At 65.3% G+C, this 17,774-nt stretch carries 12 protein-coding genes; 5 read left to right on the forward strand and 7 right to left on the reverse strand.

The features are described from left to right. Positions 1 to 97: 97 nt before the first annotated feature. Together mprF and ACGVWT_RS07450 are read right to left on the reverse strand one after the other, a co-directional pair. Positions 98 to 2,692 carry a bifunctional lysylphosphatidylglycerol flippase/synthetase MprF gene (gene mprF / locus ACGVWT_RS07445; protein WP_315462830.1) on the reverse strand — a complete coding sequence of 865 codons (2,595 nt, stop codon included), beginning with the start codon at positions 2,690 to 2,692 and terminating at the stop codon, positions 98 to 100. After that, entirely contained in the window at positions 2,689 to 3,435 is a 747-nt protein-coding gene (locus ACGVWT_RS07450) for an AcvB/VirJ family lysyl-phosphatidylglycerol hydrolase (RefSeq protein WP_315462831.1), read from the reverse strand. Before ACGVWT_RS07450 ends, mprF begins: the two co-directional genes overlap by 4 nt. A gap of 687 nt (positions 3,436 to 4,122) precedes the next feature. Between ACGVWT_RS07450 and ACGVWT_RS07455 the strand changes: the two genes are divergently transcribed. After that, positions 4,123 to 4,434: a DUF485 domain-containing protein gene (locus ACGVWT_RS07455; protein WP_315462832.1), complete on the forward strand. Its 312-nt coding sequence runs from the start codon at positions 4,123 to 4,125 to the stop codon at positions 4,432 to 4,434. After that, positions 4,431 to 6,137: a cation acetate symporter gene (locus ACGVWT_RS07460; protein ID WP_315462833.1), complete on the forward strand. Its 1,707-nt coding sequence runs from the start codon at positions 4,431 to 4,433 to the stop codon at positions 6,135 to 6,137. The genes ACGVWT_RS07455 and ACGVWT_RS07460 overlap by 4 nt, the downstream gene beginning before the upstream one ends. A 45-nt stretch (positions 6,138 to 6,182) precedes the next feature. Here the strand turns inward: ACGVWT_RS07460 and ACGVWT_RS07465 are convergent, their stop codons facing one another. From ACGVWT_RS07465 to ACGVWT_RS07475, 3 genes are all read right to left on the reverse strand, one after another. After that, positions 6,183 to 8,090 (reverse strand): M61 family metallopeptidase, encoded by a 1,908-nt coding sequence (locus tag ACGVWT_RS07465; protein ID WP_315462834.1) that lies wholly within the window; start codon positions 8,088 to 8,090, stop codon positions 6,183 to 6,185. Positions 8,091 to 8,207: 117 nt separating this feature from the next. Beyond that, complete coding sequence (locus tag ACGVWT_RS07470) at positions 8,208 to 11,351, reverse strand: TonB-dependent receptor domain-containing protein (protein WP_315462835.1); 3,144 nt, start codon at positions 11,349 to 11,351, stop codon at positions 8,208 to 8,210. 463 nt (positions 11,352 to 11,814) lie between these two features. After that, on the reverse strand, positions 11,815 to 12,192 hold the full coding sequence (locus ACGVWT_RS07475; protein ID WP_315462836.1) for a hypothetical protein: 378 nt from the start codon (positions 12,190 to 12,192) through the stop codon (positions 11,815 to 11,817). A gap of 130 nt (positions 12,193 to 12,322) precedes the next feature. Between ACGVWT_RS07475 and uvrA the strand changes: the two genes are divergently transcribed. The 3 genes from uvrA (at position 12,323) to ACGVWT_RS07490 (ending at position 17,036) form a co-directional block, all read left to right on the forward strand. Continuing rightward, complete coding sequence (gene uvrA / locus ACGVWT_RS07480) at positions 12,323 to 15,202, forward strand: excinuclease ABC subunit UvrA (RefSeq protein ID WP_315462837.1); 2,880 nt, start codon at positions 12,323 to 12,325, stop codon at positions 15,200 to 15,202. A 90-nt stretch (positions 15,203 to 15,292) separates the two neighbouring features. Further along, the gene (locus tag ACGVWT_RS07485; RefSeq protein WP_315462838.1) at positions 15,293 to 16,330 is read left to right on the forward strand and encodes a DUF262 domain-containing protein; all 1,038 of its coding nucleotides are present in this window, start codon (positions 15,293 to 15,295) and stop codon (positions 16,328 to 16,330) included. Further along, positions 16,311 to 17,036, forward strand: coding sequence for a HEPN domain-containing protein (locus ACGVWT_RS07490; protein WP_315462839.1), 726 nt, complete (start codon positions 16,311 to 16,313; stop codon positions 17,034 to 17,036). The genes ACGVWT_RS07485 and ACGVWT_RS07490 overlap by 20 nt, the downstream gene beginning before the upstream one ends. A 64-nt stretch (positions 17,037 to 17,100) precedes the next feature. Here ACGVWT_RS07490 and ACGVWT_RS07495 read toward each other — a convergent pair whose 3' ends face one another. Next, entirely contained in the window at positions 17,101 to 17,373 is a 273-nt protein-coding gene (locus tag ACGVWT_RS07495; protein WP_116462815.1) for a BrnA antitoxin family protein, read from the reverse strand. Next, positions 17,357 to 17,623 carry a BrnT family toxin gene (locus ACGVWT_RS07500; protein ID WP_315462840.1) on the reverse strand — a complete coding sequence of 89 codons (267 nt, stop codon included), beginning with the start codon at positions 17,621 to 17,623 and terminating at the stop codon, positions 17,357 to 17,359. The genes ACGVWT_RS07495 and ACGVWT_RS07500 overlap by 17 nt, the downstream gene beginning before the upstream one ends. Between the last annotated feature and the right edge of the window lie 151 nt (positions 17,624 to 17,774).

Below are 17,774 nucleotides of genomic sequence, written 5' to 3' on the forward strand. Positions count from 1 at the left end.
AGGCTGGGGCCTCATGCGGCTCCTGCCCCGCGCTCTCACCGAGAAATCCCAGCCCTCGCTGGGATGACGTCGAGGCTGAAAAGCGACCGTCAGCCCCTCACGCGCTTACCAGCCGCGCCAGGTCGATCAGCACCCGCGGCATCGCCGCGCCCGGCGGCGTCGCGATATAGCGCGACACCCAGTCCGGCCCATATTTCGCCTTGAACGCGCGCAACCCCGCAAAGCCGTACAAGCGCTCGCCATTGGCGAACAGCGCATGCCCCAGCTGCGCCCACACCGGCGCCAGTCGCCCGCTGGGCATGCCGGACAGCGGCGCCATGCCCAGGTTGAACCGCTCATAGCCCTGCCCGCGCGCCCATTCGATCAGGCGCACCATCATCATTTCCATCGTGCCGTACGGCGCATCGGGATGGTGGCGCATCAGGTCGCACGATGCCTCCTCGCCATCGCCCGATACCCAGATATTGGCGAAGGCGACGATCCGTCCCTCCACCCGCACCAGCGCCACCGGAAAGCGCTCCAGGTACGCGGGGTCGAACGCCCCCAGGCTGAACCGTTTCTCACGCCCCGCCTTCGCCGCCAGCCATGCATCGGACACGGCGCGCATCTCGTCGATCAGTGCCGGCACCGCGCTCGCCGGCTCGACCGAGAAGACCGCCCCCGCCGCCTCCGTGCGCCGCACCGCATGACGCAACGATTTCGCGCGCGGCCCCGCGATCGTGAAGCGATCCAGCGCCACATGCGCCTCCTCGCCATATTTGATCGCGTGCAGCCCCAGCTCGACGAACAGGGGCAGCATCCGCTCGCTCGCCTGATAGAAGCACAGTCGCCCGGCGCGCGCATCGCACGCCCGCCGAATACTCCAGACCAGCTCGCTCCACGCCGCCACCGGCCCGACGGGATCGCCCATCACCACCCAGCTGCGCCCGCGCACGCGGTACATCAGGAACGCGTCGCCCGCCGCCGATACGATGAAGCTCTTGTCGCCGGTATAGGCCAGCGCCGCATCGGTGCGCGGACTGTCCGCGCGCGCCGCCGCGATCGCGTCTTCGGGGATGACGCTTTCGGGCAGACTCTTCGTGCGGCTGCCGGTGAGCAATTGGTACAGCGACGCCGCCGTCAGCAGCACCCCCGCCGCAAAGCTCGCGCGCAGGAACCGCGGCGCATTGCCGTTGAGCGCGAAGTGCCACCACAGATCGTCGCTGTACGGCGTGCGCTTGTACGCGAAGAACCCCGCCCAGACACTCAGCGCCAGCGCCGCGGCTGCGGCGACCAGCCACGGCCAGTGCGGCCGATCGGTCAGGATGCCGCCTTCGCGATAGAAGCTTTGCCGGCAATATTGCAGCACGCCCGCGACGATCAGCTGCAACGCCGCCTCCTCGTAATCGAGGCCCTTCATCAGCGAAAACAGCGCGCCGCCGATCAGCAGCAGCCGCGCCGCCGCAAAGCCCGACCGCAGCCGCGCATTGAGCGCCGGCGCGACCAACAGCATCGCCGTACCGATCAGGCTGCCCGCCATGTGCGAGCCTTCGATGAACGGCAGCGGCAGCATGTCGTCGAGGTCGGACAGCCGGTCCTTCACCCCGGGCAGCGCCCCCGACACCAGCAGGATGAAGCCCGCGACGAACACCAGTGCCGTGACGGCGGTCGGCGCCAACAATTGCCCGGCGCGATCGACGTACGACAGGCCGCGCCGGATCGGATGGCGCAGCCGCCACCCCTCCGCCGCCGCGATGCCGATCGCCGCGACCATCAGCGGCAACAGATAATAGATCAGCCGATACAGCAGCAGCGCGGCGAACAGCGCCGGGCGGTCGCCCGGCACCGTCGCCAGCACCACCGTCTCGAACACGCCGAGGCCTCCCGGCACGTGCAGCACCAGCGCCACCACCACCGCCACCGCATACGCGACGACGAAGGCGGGATAGGCTTGCGCCGCCGCCCCCGGCACCAGCACGAACAGCGCCGCCGATGCCGCGCTCAGGTCGGCGAGCGACAGCAGCGCCAGCGCGCCCATCTGCCTGAGGCTCGGCAGCGCCACGCCCAGCCGCTCCGGCCCCAGCATCGCGACGCCGCGCGCGCGCAGCACCGGCAGGATGGCGAGCAGCGCCAGCAGGCCACCGCCCAACGCCCGCGCCCAGGTGGGATCGAGCGTCACCGGCCCCAGCGTCACGCCCTGTCCCACGACCAGCCCGAACCCCGCCGCCCCCGCGACGCCCGCCCAAAAGGCGATCGCGCAGATCGCCGCCACCTGCGCCACCTCGCCGAAGGTCAGGCCCGCGGCGCTGTACAGCCGCAACCGCGCGGATCCGCCGGTCAGCAACGACAGCCCCAGATTGTGGCTCAGCGTGTAACTGGTGAACGATCCCGCCGCCGCGATCCGCCACGGCAGCGGTTTGCCCACCGCCCGCAACGCGACCCAGTCGAGGCCGGTCAGCATCAGGTAACTCGTCCCCGTCAGCGCCAGGCTCGCCGCGATCCGCGTATCGGGCACCGCCGCCAGCGATGCGCGCACGTCGCGCAGATGCACCTCGCGCAGCACCAGGTGCAGCGCCTCGAAGCCGATGGCGGCGACCAGCAACACCGCGGCGATCACCAGCTCGCGCCGATGCCGCGCGACGAAGGCGCCGCCCGCATCCAGCCACCGGTCCAGCCGGGACGCGCCGCGCGGCGCGTGCGCGGGTGTGCTCACCGAAACGCCCCGGGCGCGTCCTGCCGGATCGCGGTCAGCACATGCGCGAACAGGCCCTTGCGATCGTTATCCAGGAAATGGCCGCCGGGCATCGCGATGATCGTCGCATGCGGCAGATGGACGTCGGGACAGGCGCTATCCTGCTCCTCGCGGCCATAGATGCAGGTCACCGGCAACCAGTCGAGCCGGTCGAGCGACGCCGCCCCGATATGGTCGGGCATGCCGCGATAGCCGAGGCCTGAGGGGTCGGCGCGGAAGAACACGCTCTCGCCCGGCACGACCAGTACCGCGCCCGCGATGCGGCTGCGCAGCGTCGGCGGCAGCGACGCCAGCCCGGTTTCCAATATGTCCGCGCCATAGGATTGCCCGATCACCACGATCCGCGACGCCCCGCTGCGCGCGAGCGCGGTCCGTACCGCATCGGCCACGATCCGGTCCACCTCGCCACGCGTGCGGTGAAAGCGGAACAGCGTCGGCGATTTCAACGCGACGACGGTCACGCCGTTCGCCGCCAGCGTGCGCGTCGTGGTGGGATTGGGGCCGAAGCGCAGCCCCATATCGCCCGACAGATACAGTGCGGCGACGGGCCGCGTCGGGCCTTCCGCGGGCAGCAGCACGACGGGATCGCGATCGAAAAACCCCGCCAGCGCCGCCACGCCCGCCATCAGCGCCACCACGCCGAGCGCGATCCCGCCCACCCAGGCGAGATGATGCCGTATCGACCGCGACGCAAACCAACCCATCCTACCGACATGCCCGCCCCGGCCTGTCCCCCCCATGGCAGCCAGATGAAGTTTTCGTCATTTTAGAGGTGCGGGTGGGTGCGCGTCGCGTTGATGCGCGGCGGTCAGCGGGGAGCCCGTTGGTGGGCGACGGGCGATCGCACTGATGGACCCGCGAGCGACGGGCAGCGGGCAGCGGGCAGCGGGCAGCGGGCAGCGGGCAGCGGGCAGCGGGCAGCGGGCAGCGGGCAGCGGGCAGCGGGCAGCGGGCAGCGGGCAGCTGGGTCAAACACACACCCGCCCCACAACCCCCGTCATTCCCGCGAAGGCGGGAATCCATATCCTCTAACGCCACTGATAGAATCGCACTTCCAGCCAGCCTGGATTCCCGCCTCCGCGGGAATGACGATTGAGGGGAAGCGTATGCGCCACAACCCAATCCGCTCCGCGGCTTCCCCACCCAAAGCCCATCCGTCATCCCGGCGAACGCCGGGATCCATGGTCCCGGAACATCGGTTGCCACCCAATACAGCACTTCCCCCGCATCCATTGATTCCGGCCTCCGCCGGGATAACGGAAGAAGGCAGCCCCCCGCGCGTGCCACCACCGCCACACATTCCCAACAACCACCCTTGCGCCGCGCCGTCACCACGTCATGATAGCGCAACCGATCCGGCCGCAACGCGCCGGGCGGGGACGGGGGACAGGATGACCGACGACCAGGCGCAGCGCATCGCGAGCGATCCCCGCTACCGACGGCTCGTCCAGGCGCGCGGCCGCTTCGGGTGGATGCTCGCCACCATCATGTTCGTCGCCTATTTCGGCTTCGTCGCGCTGATCGCCTTCGACAAGCCCTTCCTCGCCCAGCCGATCATGGCAGGCGGCGTCACCTCGCTCGGCATCCTGATCGGCTTCGCGCTGATCCTGCTCGCGATCCTGCTCACCGGCCTGTACGTCGCGCGCGCCAATCGCGATTACGACGCCGCGCTCGCCGCCCTGCGCGCGGAGTATGACGCATGACCCGCCGGATCGCAGCGCTCGCCGTCGGCGCGCTCCTGCTCGCTGCCGGACCGGCCTATGCCGATGCCATCGCCGGCCAGACCCGGCAGCAGCCGACGAATTGGACCGCGATCCTGATGTTCGCGGCCTTCGCGCTGTTCACGCTCGGCATCACCCGCTGGGCAGCGCGCCGCACGCGCACCGCGGCCGATTTCTACACCGCGGGCGGCGGCATCACCGGTTTCCAGAACGGCCTCGCCATCGCCGGCGACTATATGTCCGCGGCCAGTTTCCTCGGCATTTCCGCACAGATTTTCACCGACGGCTATGACGGGCTGATCTATTCGATCGGCTTCCTCGTCGGCTGGCCGATCATCCTGTTCCTGATGGCCGAACGCCTGCGCAACCTCGGCAAATATACCTTCGCCGACGTTGCTAGCTTCCGCTTCGCGCAAGCGCCGGTGCGCAGCTTCGCCGCGACCAGCACGCTCGTCGTCGTGCTCTTCTACCTGATCGCGCAGATGGTCGGCGCGGGCCAGCTCATCAAACTCCTCTTCGGCCTGCGCTACGAATATGCGGTTGGCATCGTCGGCGTGCTGATGACATTGTACGTCCTGTTCGGCGGCATGACCGCCACCACCTGGGTCCAGATCATCAAGGCGGTGCTGCTGCTCGGGTCCGCCACCTTCATGGCGCTGATGGTCCTCGCCCAATTCGGCTTCAGTCCCGAAGCCCTCTTCGCCCGCGCAGTCGAGGTGAAGACCGGCCTCGCCGCCGCCACCGGCCTGGCCCCCGCAGAGGCCGCCGCCAAGGGCGGATCGATCATGGGCCCCGGCAATTTCATCAAGGATCCGGTGTCGGCGATCTCGTTCGGCATGGCGCTGATGTTCGGCACCGCCGGCCTGCCGCACATCCTGATGCGCTTCTTCACCGTCCCCGATGCCAAGGCGGCGCGCACGTCGGTACTGTGGGCGACGGGCTGGATCGGCTATTTCTATTTGCTCACCTTCATCATCGGCTTCGGCGCGATCGTGCTGGTCGCGACCAACCCCGGCTATCTCGATGCCGATGGCGTGCTGATCGGCGGCACCAACATGGCGGCGATCCATCTGGCGCAGGCAGTCGGCGGCAATCTGTTCCTGGGCTTCATCTCCGCGGTCGCCTTCGCCACCATCCTCGCGGTCGTCGCGGGCCTCACCTTGTCGGGCGCGTCGGCGGTCAGCCACGATCTCTACGCCACCGTCTTCCGTAAGGGGCACGCGGACAGCGCCGCCGAACTCGCCGTCTCGCGCCGCACCGTGCTGGTCCTCGCCGCGGTCGCAATCCTGCTCGGCATCGTGTTCCAGAAGCAAAACGTCGCCTTCATGGTCTCCCTCGCCTTCGCGGTGGCTGCGTCGGGCAATTTCCCGGTGCTGATCCTGTCGCTGCTGTGGCCGGGCGCGACCACGCGCGGCGTCGTCGCAGGCGGTACCCTGGGCCTCGTCCTCGCGGTGGGGCTCACCATCCTGTCGCCGGCGGTATGGGTCACGATCCTCGGCCACCCCGCCGCGATCTTTCCCTATTCGTCGCCCGCGATCATCTCGATGCCGATCGCCTTCCTGACGATCTGGCTGGTCTCGATCCTCGACACCTCGCCCCGCGCCGTGGTCGACCGCGCCGGCTACGCCGCCCAGCGCGTCCGCGCCGAGACCGGCATCGGCGCGAGCGGGGCGTCGGCGCACTAAGCGCCCTCTCCGTCACCCCGGGTCAAGCCCGGGGTGACGACCGAGTCAGCTTCCCAGCCACGCCTTGCGGAACGCCAGCTGCGCCGGCGTCACCGCCGCCCCCACCGTTTCGCCGCGCACGACCGTGAACGCGGGATCGACGGCCAGACGCAGCGGCGCCGTCCGCTCGACCCCACGCTGGCGATAGCGGACCGCCACCGCGTCCCCCGGCTTGTGCGAGGCGAGCAGCGCCGTCACATCCTCGGCCGAATTGGCCGGCATGCCGCCGACGCTCAGCAACACGTCGCCTTCATCCAGTCCCGCAGCATAGGCCGGCGAAGACGGCGCAGGCGGAGCGGCGACCACCACCCCGCTTCCCCCATCATCCGCCTTCAGCGCAAACCCCGCCCAGGCCGCGCCGGGCGCGCGCGGCTGCATCGCCAGCCCCGCCTGGGCCAGCAGCGGCGCGAAATCGGGCAGCCCGCTCGCATGGACATATCGGTCGAAGAAGCCCCTCGCGAACGCCGGATCGCGCGTCACCTCGGCGAGGCCGCGCTCCAGGTCGGCGGGCGTATAGGGCTTCTCGGCATCGCCCCGCGTCTCCCACAGATGCCGCATATAGCTGTCGAGCGTCACGCCCGGAAACCGCTGCCGCAGCGTGAGGTCGAGCGCCAGCGCCACGACGGCGCCGTACGGATAATAGGAAATGAAGATATTGGGGTTGGTCCGGTCGATCGACTTCGCCGCATCGACGAAGGGCGCGCGCAGGCTCATCTCCTCCGGCCCGCCGTACCGCCGCCCAGTGCCGTTGACGACGCCGTTCAGCGTGCCGCCCAGTCCGCGCAGGAAATCGTCCACGCTGCTCTCGCCCGCGCGGCGGATCAGCAGCGGCCCGTAATATTGCGTGAAGCCCTCCGCGAACCACAGGCTCGGCGTCGGATTGGCGCGCGTGAAGTCGAACGGTTCCAGCTCGGCCGGGCGCAGCCGCTCGACGTTCCAGCTGTGGACGAACTCGTGGCTCAGCGTGTTCAGCTGCGCATAATTCGCCTCCGCCAGCCCGCGCGGCTGGGTGATGATCGTTGAGTTGCGATGCTCCATCCCATCGCCCGCGATTTGCGGCATATAGTCGGCGATGAAGGTATAGGTGCCGTAATCGTAGCGCGGCGCACGGCCGAACAGCGCATAATGCTGCGCGATCACCCGCTTCGTCTTGGCGGCATAGGTGTCGACCTCCGCCTCCGTCCCCATGTGATGCACCGCCAGCCGGATCAGATACGTCTTGCCCGTCGCATCGGTCATCGGCCACTGGCGCAGCGAAAAGGCGCTGAGTTCGGTCGGGCTATCCATGAAATACTGGAAGTTCGGCGCCCAATACGTCCCCTCCGCCTTGCCCGCCGGCAGCTGCGTCGCGACGCGCCACTTGGGGTCGAAGGCGTGGAAGCGCACCCGGATCGGCTTGGCGTCATATCCCACCGCCCACAGGAAGGTCGCCGGCATGTTGAGATGCGCGTGATCCGCATCGATCTGTGCGTAGGTTCCGTCACCCCAGTCGCCGAACAGCGTGTAGGTGACGACGACCGTGCCGTCATGCCCCGCCACCGACCAGCCATAGGGATCGGTCCGCGTCAGCGCGAGCGGCCGCCCGCGCCCGTCCTTCGCCGACACCGCATAGACGTTCTTCGCAAATTCATGGATCGCATAGCGTCCGGGCGACGAGCGCGCCATCTGCACGCGTAGCGGCCCCGCCGGCACGCCGCGGAACGTCGCGGTCACCTGCGCCTCGTGATGCACCGCATTGGGAAAGGACACGTCGTACGCCACGGGTGCGCCCTCGCCCGGATCGCCCGCCTGCTGCATCGCCAGCGCCTGCGCCGCGAGCTGGTCGGCGGTCTGCGTCCCGGTTGCCGCCATCGCAGGCACCGCCGCGCCCAGCGCGCCTGCCCCCAACACCGCTGCCGCCACCATCGCCCGCATACCAATCCTTCCCTATTCGGCGGCGACGATGCCCGCCCGCGCTTTGCCCGCGCAACAAAAAAGGGGCCCCGCCGCAGCGGAGCCCCCCAGGTACCAGGTATGCCGTCAATGACCCGCTTAGAAGCGGAACGACGCCCCCGCGCGATACTGGCGCCCGATCAGGCCGGCGTAATGCCAGGTGGTCAGGAAGTTCGGCGCGCTCGAATAGGCGGCCGGCGCGACCGGCGCCTTGGCGTCGAACACGTTCTTCACGTTGAGGAAGAAGGTGAACTTGTCGTTGACCTTCACCGTGCCGTTCAGATCGACGTTGATGAACGGGCTGACGTAGCAGAAGGCTTCGTTCTGCGGCGACGAACGCGTGTACAAATTGCCGTTGGCGCAATCGAGCGGCAGGCCCTGGTCTTCCGACACCGCCTTGATCCGGCTGACGTAGAACGCCGTCGCCGACAGCGAGTAATCGCCGAAGTCCAACGTGTTCTGCCAGTTGCCGCGCCACGACGGCGTGCCGTTGCCCGACGACAGGTCGTACGGGCCCATCGTGCCGGCATAATGCTGCACACCCGCGGAGGTGACGAGGTTGTACTTGATGACGTGCGTCGCTTCGATGCGGCTGGTGAACTTGATGCCATCGCCCAGCGGCACGGTCGCCGTCGCCGAGAAATCGATGCCCGAGGTCAGCGCATAATTGGCGTTCACATACGGCACGTTGATGATCAGCACGCGCGGCAGCGCGTTCGGGAACAGCGGATCGACCGCGTCGGTCGTGTTCACCGAATAGCCCTGGCCAACCGCGGCCACTGCGGCCGCACCGGCCGCGGCGTTCGCTGAATTGTAATAGGCCGCGACCGCCTTGCCGAAGTCCGGACCGGTGACGATCAGGTTCTTCTTGCGGACATTATAGTAATCGACCGTCAGGCTCAGCCAGCGCACCGGCTGAAAGATGACGCCGCCGGTGAAGCTGCGCGAAATTTCCGGCTGGAGGTTGGGGTTGCCGGCAAGGCCGCGACCCAGGCTGTAGTTGAGGTTGTACGGGTTGCCCGCTGCCGAGCACGACGCCGCCGTGCCGGTGCCGCCATGGTTCAGAATGAAGTTACACGGCGGGGTCGTCGACACGAAGCCCGCATACTGGCTGCGCGGACCCGATTCGGCGAAGGTCGGCGCGCGGAAGCCCTCGGCATAGGTGCCGCGGATCGCCAGTTCCTTGATCGGCGTGAACTTGACACCGACCTTCGGCGAGAAGTGGCTGAAGCCTTCCGAATAATGATCGTAGCGGCCCGAGACGTTCAGCTCGACCTGGTCGAGGATCGGCGCGTCGGCTTCGAAATAGGCGGCCGACACGGTGTGCGATCCGAACGCCGAGGCGGTCGTCAGGCCGTACGTATCCAGCGCCGCATTCTGGTTGTTGTTCTCCAGCGTTTCGCGGCGCACCTGCCCGCCGACGGCCAGCTGCAACGGACCGCCCGGCAGGTCGGCGAGGCGTGCCGTCACCGACGCATCCAGCGCCGCCTGCGTCGACAGTGACGGGGTCACCTTGTTCGGCGAGATCGCATTGCGCACCGCCGCGCTGTTCTGCGACGGATTGATGAAATTGTACGACCCCGTGTTGATCGCGGTAGCGAGACCCGCAATGTTGAGCAGGCCGCGCTGCGTCAGCGTCAGCTCGTCGCGGGCATAGACGCCCTCGATCCGCCAATTGTAGCGACCGTCACCGAAATTGCCGTTCAGGCCGGCGGTGGCGCGGTAGATTTCGTTCTTGCGATCGCTGCCCTGCGGGATGTCGCCGAACAGGTAATAGATGCGCGCGGCGTTGGCGGCTGCGATCGCCGGTGTGGCGGCGGCGTTGGTCGCATAGGGGTTGTTCGGGTTCAGCTGGCGGTTCGCCGCCGTCGCGCAGTTCGTGCCGGCCGAGCAGATGAAATACGGCAGGACGATACCGGGGTTCGACGATGCCACCGTAGGCGCGGCGCCGAACGGCTGCGTCGCGCGGATCGCCGAGGGCGTGCCGTTGATGCTGACGTCGCTGCGGCTGTAGCTGCCGGTGATATAGCCTTCGACGTTCTCGCCGATGCGCACGCTGACGCGGCCCTGCAGCGAGTAACGCTCCTGCAGCGGCTGGATCTGGCGATACAGGTCGACGAGGTCGTACTTGCAGCCCGTGCCGCGCGCGCCGCCGCCGGTCACGGTGAACGTATCGCGCGCGCAATTGCCGAGGCCCAGCGCCGTGTAATTGCTATAGTTCTGCGTCCGGCCGTTCGCATCGACATAGGTGCCGTCCGGGATCAGCGCGGTGCCGCCTGACAGCGGGTTGTTGAGGTCGCTCTGCGTCGTGCGCGCGACATAGGCGGTCGGCACGTTGACGGTCAGCGACTGGTCGGCCGCGTTGTTGTCCAGGCCGCCGATCGAGGTCAGGTCCTGGGTGTTGTACGGGAAGCCGCGGCTGTGGTTCGAAACGCGGCCGTCGCGCTGATATTCGCCGTTCAGATAGACGTTGAAGCCCTGGCGGTCATAATCGCCATAGCCCAGCGTTAGCTGCGCGCGCTGGTGGCTCGCATCGCCGCGCTCGGCGACGCCGCCCTCGACCAGGCCGTCGATGCCGGTGAAGTGCTTCTTCAGGATCACGTTGACCACGCCGCCGATCGCGTCCGCGCCATAGGTCGACGATGCGCCATCCTTCAGCACTTCGATCCGGTCGACCAGGCTGAACGGGATCGAGTTGAGGTCGACATAGGCGTTATGGCCGTCGTCGTTCAGCGGGAAGTTCGCCGAACGCAGGCCGTCGATCAGCACCAGCGTCGACGACACGCCGAGGCCGCGGAGCGACACGGCCGAACCGCCGGCCGAGAAGCCCGACTGGAAGCCGGTGCCGATCGAGCCCGCGCTGTCGGCCGAGATCGAGCGGATCGCGTCCGACGCGGTGGTGATACCGGCCTTTGCCAGCGTGTCGCTGGTCAGCACGGTGACGGGCGACGGGGTTTCGGTGTCGGTGCGACGGAACAGCGAACCGGTGACGACGATGTCGCTCGCCTTGTCCTGATCGCTCGCGCCCTGCGTCGTCGTCGGATCGGTCTGCTGATCCTTGATCTCGAGCTGCGCAGGCGTCTGCGTCGCGGTCTGCGCGAACGCCGGAGCGGCCCCCAGCATCAGCGCCAGCGGCGTCGCCGCGGCGAGCAGAGCCGCCTTGCGCGTCACATCGAATCGAGCGGTTTTCGTCACGTATATCCCCTTTGCAACGGCGCCGTTTTCGGTCGCCCCATGCGTCATCGATTTGGAATGTCAGTCTTCTGGACTGCGTGACGCTTGTGTGACTGTCTTGCTTGCGTAAAGCACGCATTGCTGACCTATTTCCGCTTTCAGCAACGTTGCGTTGCAAAACAGCCACAGCGAGTGCCGCTATGTTGCGCGAAGGGGCAGGTGAGGACGCCCAAGTTGCGCGGTGGGCTGACGCGGAGAAATTGCGGCCAGAGGCGGGCGCGAGGCCCACGCAAAAAGGGCGGCGGTCCTCTCGAACCGCCGCCCCTCAGGCCTTTGCAGATCGTCAAGCGATCACAAGCGCACGCGGGCGCCCATCGTGAACGAGCGGCCGATCACATCGTACAGCTGCGGGCTGATGGATATCGCTCGTGGGGCGAGATGGAAATTGTCACGGGCGCAGCTTGGATGGTCCTGGCTCCGCAGCGCCGGTCCTAGGCTGGACGGACAGCGAACGCCGCGCAAACCTCGCCGTTCAGTCTTTACGCCCAAATAGCCGCCCCAGCATCGCTTCCGCGGCCTTGCCCACCGCATCGGCGATCGCCTGCGGATCGGGCTGCGTCTGCGTCCCCTGCGGCGGTACCGGGGGAACGGGCGGCACCGGGGGAACGGGCGGCACCGGCGCCTCGGGCGGGCGCGGCGCCTCCGGCTTCGCGGCGCGCTCGGCCCGCCCCTTGGCCAGCGCCGCGGTCGCCGCCGCCGCAGCCATCGTCAGCCCCGCCGCCAGCATCTCGCGCCCCTGCGGGCTGTTCGCCTTCTCCAGCAGCGCCCCGCCTACCTCGCGCACTTCCTTGGGCAGCTTCACGCCCAGCACTTCCTTGGGAAGCTTCGCCTTCTTGTGCTTCTTGCCCATCGCGCATTCTCCTCGTGTGGCACAGACGTAAGACACCGCTCGGATGCTTTCAATGCGGCTCGAAATTCGCGCGGTGCGTTCCTACCTGCCAGACTAGCATCAGAAACAGAACAGAAGTAGAACCCGCTTCATGCTGACCAAAATTTCCGTCCGCGGCGCGCGCGAGCACAATCTCAAGGACGTCGATGTCGACATCCCCCGCGACACGTTGACGGTCATCACCGGCCTGTCGGGCTCGGGCAAATCCAGCCTCGCCTTCGACACCATCTATGCCGAGGGGCAGCGCCGCTACGTCGAATCGCTGTCGGCCTATGCACGCCAGTTCCTCGAGCTGATGCAGAAGCCCGACGTCGACCATATCGAGGGCCTGTCGCCCGCCATCTCGATCGAGCAGAAGACGACGTCGCGCAACCCGCGCTCGACCGTCGCGACGGTGACCGAAATCTACGATTACATGCGCCTGCTCTGGGCGCGCGTCGGCATCCCCTATTCGCCCGCCACCGGCGAGCCGATCGCCGCGCAGACGGTCAGCCAGATGGTCGACCGCGTCATGGCGCTGCCCGAAGGCACGCGTCTGTACCTGCTCGCCCCCGTCGTCCGCGGGCGCAAGGGCGAATATCGCAAGGAACTCGCCGAATGGCAGAAGGCGGGCTTTACGCGCGTCAGGATCGACGGCACGATCCATGAGATCGACGAAGCCCCCGCGCTCGACAAGAAGTACAAGCACGACATCGAGATCGTCGTCGACCGCCTCGTCGTCCGCGCCGACGCCGCCACGCGCCTGGCGGAATCGTTCGAAACCGCGCTGAAGCTCGCCGACGGCCTCGCCTATATTGACCCGGCGGACCCGGTCGAACCGCACACCCCCAAGTCCGAAGTCCTCGGCGACAACGCGCCCGCCGGCCGCATCGTGTTCAGCGAAAAGTTCGCCTGCCCGATCAGCGGCTTCACCATCGCCGAGATCGAACCGCGCCTGTTCAGCTTCAACGCCCCCCAGGGCGCCTGCCCGGCGTGCGACGGCCTCGGCGAGAAACTGCTGTTCGACGAAGACCTCGTCGTCCCCAACCACGACCTCAGCATCAAGAAGGGCGCCGTCGTCCCCTGGGCGAAGTCCAACCCGCCCAGCCCCTATTACATGCAGGTCCTCGGCTCCCTCGCGCGCGAATACAAGTTCGACCTCGATACGCCGTGGAAGGACCTGCACCCCGAAACGCAGGACGTCATCCTGTTCGGCACCAAGGGCAAGGCGGTCACGCTTACCTTCGTCGACGGCAAGAAGAGCTACGACGTCAAGAAACCGTTCGAGGGCGTGATCGGCAACCTCAACCGCCGCCTGCTCCAGACCGAGAGCGCGTGGATGCGCGAGGAGCTGGGCAAATACCAGTCGTCGCGCCCCTGCGAAGTCTGCCACGGCGCGCGCCTCAAGCCCGAAGCGCTCGCGGTCAAGATCGCGAAGACCGACATCGCCCATGCCACGCACCTGTCCGTGGTCGACGCGCTCGCCTTCTTCACCGACCTGCCCAACCACCTGGGCGACCAGCAGCGCGCGATCGCCGAACGCATCCTGAAGGAGATCGTCGAGCGCCTGGGCTTCCTCAACAACGTCGGCCTCGATTACCTCAACCTCGATCGCACCAGCGGCACGCTGTCGGGCGGCGAGAGCCAGCGCATCCGCCTGGCGTCGCAGATCGGCAGCGGCCTGTCGGGCGTCTTGTACGTCCTCGACGAACCCTCGATCGGCCTCCACCAGCGCGACAACGACATGCTGCTCGCGACGCTCAGGCGCCTGCGCGATCTCGGCAACACCGTGCTCGTCGTCGAGCATGACGAGGATGCGATCCGCACCGCCGATTACGTCATCGACATGGGGCCGGGCGCCGGCGTCCACGGCGGCCAGATCGTCGCGCAGGGCACGCTCAAGCAATTGCTCAAGAGCAAGACCAGCATCACCGCCGATTACCTCAACGGCACGCGCGAAGTCCCCGTCCCCGAAACGCGCCGCAAGGGCAACGGCAAGAAGCTGACCGTCCATAACGCCCGCGCCAACAACCTTACCGGCGTAACGGCGTCGATCCCGCTCGGCACCTTCACCTGCATCACCGGCGTGTCGGGTTCGGGCAAGTCCAGCTTCACGATCGACACGCTTTACGCCGCCGCCGCGCGGGCGCTCAACGGCGCGCGCATCCTGGCGGGCAAGCACGACAAGGTCACCGGGCTGCAACACCTCGACAAGGTGATCGACATCGACCAGTCGCCGATCGGCCGCACGCCGCGGTCGAACCCGGCGACCTACACCGGCAGCTTCACGCAGATCCGCGACTGGTTCGCCGGCCTGCCGGAGGCGCAGGCGCGCGGCTACAAGCCCGGCCGCTTCAGCTTCAACGTCAAGGGCGGCCGCTGCGAGGCGTGCCAGGGCGACGGCGTGCTCAAGATCGAGATGCACTTCCTCCCCGACGTCTACGTCACCTGCGACGTCTGCCACGGTGCCCGCTACAACCGCGAGACGCTGGAGGTGAAGTTCAAGGGCAAGAGCATCGCCGACGTGCTCGACATGACCGTCGAGGATGCCGCCGAATTCTTCAAGGCCGTGCCGCCGATCCGCGACAAGATGGAGATGCTGGTCGAGGTGGGCCTGGGCTACGTCAAGGTCGGCCAGCAGGCGACCACCCTGTCGGGCGGCGAAGCACAGCGCGTCAAGCTCGCCAAGGAACTCTCCCGCCGCGCCACCGGTAACACGCTTTACATCCTCGACGAGCCGACGACGGGCCTGCACTTCGAAGACGTGCGCAAGCTGCTCGAAGTCCTCCACGCGCTGGTCGAGCAGGGCAACACCGTCGTCGTCATCGAACACAATCTCGACGTCATCAAGACGGCGGACTGGATCGTGGACTTAGGGCCGGAAGGCGGCGTGAAGGGTGGCGAGATCGTCGCCACCGGCACGCCGGAAGAGGTGGTGAAGGAACCGCGGAGCTTTACGGGGAAGTATTTGGCGCCGTTGTTGAAGGCGTAAAAAACCAACGCCATTGACCATACGACGCCCTATAGTAGACAGATATCCTCCTTATCTGTACGCCTAGCCTACTTAGTTGTCAGGATGAAAATGGTAACCCAGGCAGACCAGCTCGATTTGCAGAAACGTACGGTTTCTTATGACATGTACGACATGTCAGTGAGACAGCTGATTGATATGGTCGAAAGTGGTGTTGTAGACATAGCTCCTGACTATCAGCGGCATTTCGTATGGGATGATCAGAGAGAGTCTGAGTTAATAGAAAGTATTTTCTTAGGCATACCTGTTCCAAGCCTGTACATGGCTACCAATTCGGACGCGACTTGGGAGGTCGTAGATGGCGTACAAAGATTAAGTACACTTATACATTTTTGCGGAAGCGATGATGCTAGACGACGTATCGAACGACCCAAGAAGCTTGAACTAAACGGACTTAGAAAACTTGATAGTTTCAACGGTGCAAACTTCGACAACCTTCCACGTTCAATCCAGCTGACTTTCACTCTCCGCCCTTTGAGAGTGACAACTCTTAATGATAAGAGTGATAAGCATGTGCGATATGATCTGTTTGAAAGGCTTAATACAGGCGGCGTAAAGCTCCATGCCCAGGAGATCCGGAACTGCGTTTTGGGAGGGAGGTTTCGCGATATCATCAAAGAGCTTGCGTCTGATGAAAATTTTAGGAGCGTTGTCGCATTGCCCAACAATGAGATTCGTGAAGCAACGTATGAGGAGATGATTTTACGCTTTTTTGCATTTTACCAAAGTTATTTAGATTTTGATCATGATGTTGAGTCCTTTTTGACAAGCTACATGGAAAATCACGCGCGCACCGGACCACCCGACGAAGCGACAGCTGTTTTCCTCCAAACCATGGAGAAGCTGAAAGAGGCACTTCCAAACGGGATCAGTCGAAACAATCGTAAAACCACTCCCATCAATTTGTACGAGGGGGTTGCGGTTGGTGCAGCACTAGCGATCGCCACCGCGCGTCCTCTTGATTGGTCCAAGCTCCAAGCTATTACGGAAGGCGAACCGATCAAGAAATTTACGACGGCTGCCACGAACAGCAGACCGATGGTGCGGGGACGGATCGAAATGGTGCGAGATGGTCTATTCGCTCAATAGTTTTGATACCGTTGAGCAGGAAATCTCTCGAAGATTTACAGAGCTTCGGACGTTTTGGAGCAATGTCAAACAGGGCTGGATGCCGCCGCCCGCAACTCAAAACTATGCCTACACGGCGGGCGCAGGCTTCACTATTGTCTTCATATATTCTTCACTTGAGTTTTCTATAAATCGCTCGGTCAGGCAGCTGTCTCAACTAATATCCGACTACCAAGTCCGAAAGTCCGATGTTTGCTCGGCAATTATGAGCTTAGTACATGATCCAAAAACCAAAGCTTTAATGTCAGCAGGCAAGAAAACTCGTTTGCAGGCCCGATACGACCTATATGTTAGCACACGCTCCAACACTATTGCAACCATACATGACGAGCTTTTGGCACCCGAACTTCAGAATGTTTGGGCAAAATCGATAAAAGATGTTTTCCAGTCGTTTGGCATTACCGACAATATAACGAGCGACCCTTCAAGTCAGGATTATATCGACCGCATTGTAAACGATCGCAACGCGGTGGCTCATGGCCGAGAGGCGCCGGACGAGATTGGTGCGCGATATACAGTTGCAGAAATGGACGCTCTTATTACCCGCATCGAGCACGAGGCTCGACATATCGTCGAAAGCTTCCGCGTTTTCTATGACGCTCGTCACTTTGTTAGTGACAGTGTCCGCTATAGGTATTTGCGCAGAGATGCTCGCCCTTCGCGGTAACTCTGATGAGATTTATATGATACCTAGATATTTTGACTGGTGCGGCCTCTTATCCCGCCAATAATCAAAGCCCCGCCGCCTTGCGCAGCGCCGCGTTCATCCGCCCCTGCCAGCCCGGCCCATCCGCGCGGAACCGCTCGATCACATCGGGGTCTAGCCGCAGTGTCACCTGGCGCTTGGCCTGCTCGCGCAACGGTGGACGGCCACGTACGACACCATCGGGTCCGAGATAGCCGCTCGCCGGGCGAACCACCCTGCCGCCGACGCGAACCTCAGCGATCGCCGCCATGTCCTCCGTCAATTCGGGGGCATCATCGGGGTCAATCCAATCCGACATATCTGATCTCCCATTGGTGCATTCGTCGCATCGAGATCACGCGGCGTGCGCCGTCGCGCTCCGTCCAGACCACCGCCACCGCGACCTGCTCCATCCAGCCATACGTGATCTGCCGCACCTCACCGTAATCGACACGGTCGTCGATGACGGTCCGGCTTCGCCCCTCGAACACCCGAGCTGCGGCGGCAAAGTCGAGGCCACGCTCACGCAGGACCTTATCGCGTTTCTTGGGATCGAAGCTGATCTCCACATCCGCCCATTTTATGTAGCTACATAAATTCCGCAGTCAAGCCACCCGCTTCCACATGCATCCATGTTGGACATTCCACGAGACAAACTGTCCTACACGCCCCCGCCTCGCCTACACCGCGCGACTCGCTTTGCACCGGAGCCGCGCTGCC

It is taken from the genome of Sphingomonas sp. S6 (assembly GCF_043498045.1).
GTDB lineage: Bacteria > Pseudomonadota > Alphaproteobacteria > Sphingomonadales > Sphingomonadaceae > Sphingomonas.

Bases quoted from the DNA above. Each gene is read 5' to 3' on its own strand.
- ACGVWT_RS07450 (WP_315462831.1), bottom strand. From the start codon at position 3,435: ATGGGTTGGTTTGCGTCGCGGTCGATACGGCATCATCTCGCCTGGGTG.
- ACGVWT_RS07455 (WP_315462832.1), top strand. From the start codon at position 4,123: ATGACCGACGACCAGGCGCAGCGCATCGCGAGCGATCCCCGCTACCGA.
- ACGVWT_RS07460 (WP_315462833.1), top strand. From the start codon at position 4,431: ATGACCCGCCGGATCGCAGCGCTCGCCGTCGGCGCGCTCCTGCTCGCT.
- ACGVWT_RS07465 (WP_315462834.1), bottom strand. From the start codon at position 8,090: ATGCGGGCGATGGTGGCGGCAGCGGTGTTGGGGGCAGGCGCGCTGGGC.
- ACGVWT_RS07470 (WP_315462835.1), bottom strand. From the start codon at position 11,351: ATGACGCATGGGGCGACCGAAAACGGCGCCGTTGCAAAGGGGATATAC.
- ACGVWT_RS07475 (WP_315462836.1), bottom strand. From the start codon at position 12,192: ATGGGCAAGAAGCACAAGAAGGCGAAGCTTCCCAAGGAAGTGCTGGGC.
- uvrA (WP_315462837.1), top strand. From the start codon at position 12,323: ATGCTGACCAAAATTTCCGTCCGCGGCGCGCGCGAGCACAATCTCAAG.
- ACGVWT_RS07485 (WP_315462838.1), top strand. From the start codon at position 15,293: ATGGTAACCCAGGCAGACCAGCTCGATTTGCAGAAACGTACGGTTTCT.
- ACGVWT_RS07490 (WP_315462839.1), top strand. From the start codon at position 16,311: ATGGTCTATTCGCTCAATAGTTTTGATACCGTTGAGCAGGAAATCTCT.
- ACGVWT_RS07495 (WP_116462815.1), bottom strand. From the start codon at position 17,373: ATGTCGGATTGGATTGACCCCGATGATGCCCCCGAATTGACGGAGGAC.